This is a genomic window from Rhodococcus sp. 15-2388-1-1a, assembly GCF_002259145.1.
In the GTDB taxonomy this organism is placed as follows: Bacteria; Actinomycetota; Actinomycetes; order Mycobacteriales; family Mycobacteriaceae; genus Rhodococcoides.
Window position 1 is genome coordinate 1 of the sequence record NZ_NPFP01000012.1, and the last position, 2265, is coordinate 2265.

2 protein-coding genes are annotated in these 2265 nt (G+C 63.9%); one reads left to right on the forward strand and one right to left on the reverse strand.

Annotated features, from left to right (window positions below; genetic code table 11):
* A partial coding sequence (locus CH302_RS29970) for a hypothetical protein (protein WP_176460672.1) occupies window positions 1-1983 on the forward strand: 1983 nt, incomplete at its 5' end.
* 6 nt (window positions 1984-1989) lie between these two features.
* Here CH302_RS29970 and CH302_RS29975 read toward each other — a convergent pair.
* Window positions 1990-2151: a hypothetical protein gene (locus CH302_RS29975; RefSeq protein WP_155292879.1), complete on the reverse strand. Its 162-nt coding sequence runs from the start codon at window positions 2149-2151 to the stop codon at window positions 1990-1992.
* Window positions 2152-2265: the final 114 nt, after the last annotated feature.

Genomic DNA, 2265 nt, shown 5'->3' on the forward strand with positions numbered 1-2265 from the left:
CGTTATGCCCCCGGTGGCAACGCCCTCTCGGTGGCCGCGTTCGGGGTCGATCCAGCCCAGACCGCAGGCACCAACACGCCGCTATTTCAGGCTGCGATCACCGCTGCGCAGGAGCAGGGCAAGGATCTCTACATTCCGTGGATGCCAGGAAGCTCTCTGGTGCTGTTGAACGAGTCGATGAATATTCTCGATACGGTCGGCCCCGGTGTCCGCATCTACGGCCAGGGCGCACGCTCGCGGCTCCGCAACACTGCTCGCAAGCCCGTGTTCTTCGTCCGCGCGGAAGACACCACCATCGAAGGTGTCACGTTCTACGGTGACGGTCTCGACATGACCGGCATGGCGTCGCTGCTGGCGTACCAGAACTACGTGGGCGTCCGCATTCACCCGCTCGCGCATGGTGCCCAGGTCCGCAATATCCGCGCCCGCGACCTGTACGTTGCAGTGCGCCCAGGCGGCGACCATAGAGGCGACCCGCTGATGCCCGCACCCGCAACGTCACCGAACCTCGAACGGTTCGTCGCCGATGGCGTGAGCGTGAAGGGCGTGTGGTCGGCGGTGTTCGGTGGCTCGCTTCAGGACTCGCAGATAAGCAACATTCGAGGCACCTTCAAGAAAGCATTCGGCAGCAACATCGACACAGGTCAGCCGCCGCACCTGGTCTACATCTACAGCCCCGGCCTCAACGACGCAGCAGGCACGGGCGATGTCGGTGTGCGGTCGAAGAACCTGGTGTTCGACAACATTCAAGGCTGGGACTCCGGCGCTGATCCCGGTGCCGTATTCGCGCCGAAGTGGGTCGACGGCATGGTCGCCACCAACATCGCAGGCCGCAACTGTCAGGGCGTGCTCGACTTCATCGGCATCACCGACGCCCAGGTCAGCAACGTCATGTCGTTCGAGGACAAGTACCCGAACACTGGCGAGGCATCATCGCGGGCATCTGTTGCCGTCAAGCAGTCCGAGCGCGTGCAGATCGACAATGCGTCGATCAGCTTCTCGGCGGGCGATCACGGCAAGGCGGTGTTCGTCGAAGCCGACGCCTACGACTGCCACCTGTCCAACTTCCAGCTCGTCTCCAACCACACGGTCTCCGATACCGTCTCGTCGCGCTCCACGGCCCGCCTGGCAGGTGTGCGGAACACGTTCGAGAACTTCACCCTGATCAACCGAGGCCTGACGGTCGGAGTCGGCATCCTGGTGGTGGGAACAGGCAAGTACGGGTCGGTGATCAACCCGAAGGTGCCGACACCGAAGTACCGCTACCCCGTACGGATCGAGGCCAACCACCCGGCTCCCTACCTGGACTACGACCCCGCGCAGCTCAAGTTCGATACGAGCATCGGATCGGCCTTGCCGGTCTCGTTCGTCAACGCAGGTACGACGGTGCGCGACCGTTCGCTCACCAACGTCGTACTACCCCAGGCACCGGGCTTCACTGCCTCGTTCTTCGGCGAGAACGGCGACCCGGTCACGGTCACCGATGGCGGTAAGGCAATCACGACGAACAACACGAACTCCGGTTCGTGGACGCACGTCAACTCCGGTCGAGCGAAGCTGACATCGGTCTCCGGCACGTCGTACCTCGTGGTCGACGGATTGTCCGCCCTGGGCACGATGACGGTCGTGGTCCCCGTGATGGGCGACAACACCGGAGGCATCATCGTCGCGTACCAGGACACCACCAACCAGGTGTTGCTCCAGTTCCGCACCGGGGCGGGCGACAACCGGCCACGGCTGGTCAAGCGCGTTGCGGGCGCGGTGACGGTTCCGCAGTCCGCACCGAGCGGAACCGTGTCGGCTGCTGGCGACACGTACTTGGTCACACGCGCGGCCGATGGTGCGATCAACGTCAAGCTCAACGGCGTCGACATCATCAACGTCACCGTGGCGGACTTCGCCACCTCGACCAAATGGGGCGTCTACGGATCGACAAACTCCGGACCTGAGATCGACTCGATGGTCATGGTCCCGGCAGCCTGATCGGGCCTACGCCGCGTCGTCTCGGGGTTGCGCATCCCGGACGGCGCGGCGGCGCTCGATGGCCGCCTCTCGTGCGTCGGCGTGGCTGACAGCTCTGCCGATCCACACGGCTGCGACTGCGCCGACCACGATCCACACGGCAACTATGCCGACTATCCACCAGAGCATCGGGACAGCATGACAGGTTTGCGTGACAGTTGACTACCGAATGTCATGTTTCTGTGTGGTAATCCGGTCGCGTGGGCCGTTTGCCGAGGCCCCGCTACCGCCCATAACACCAAG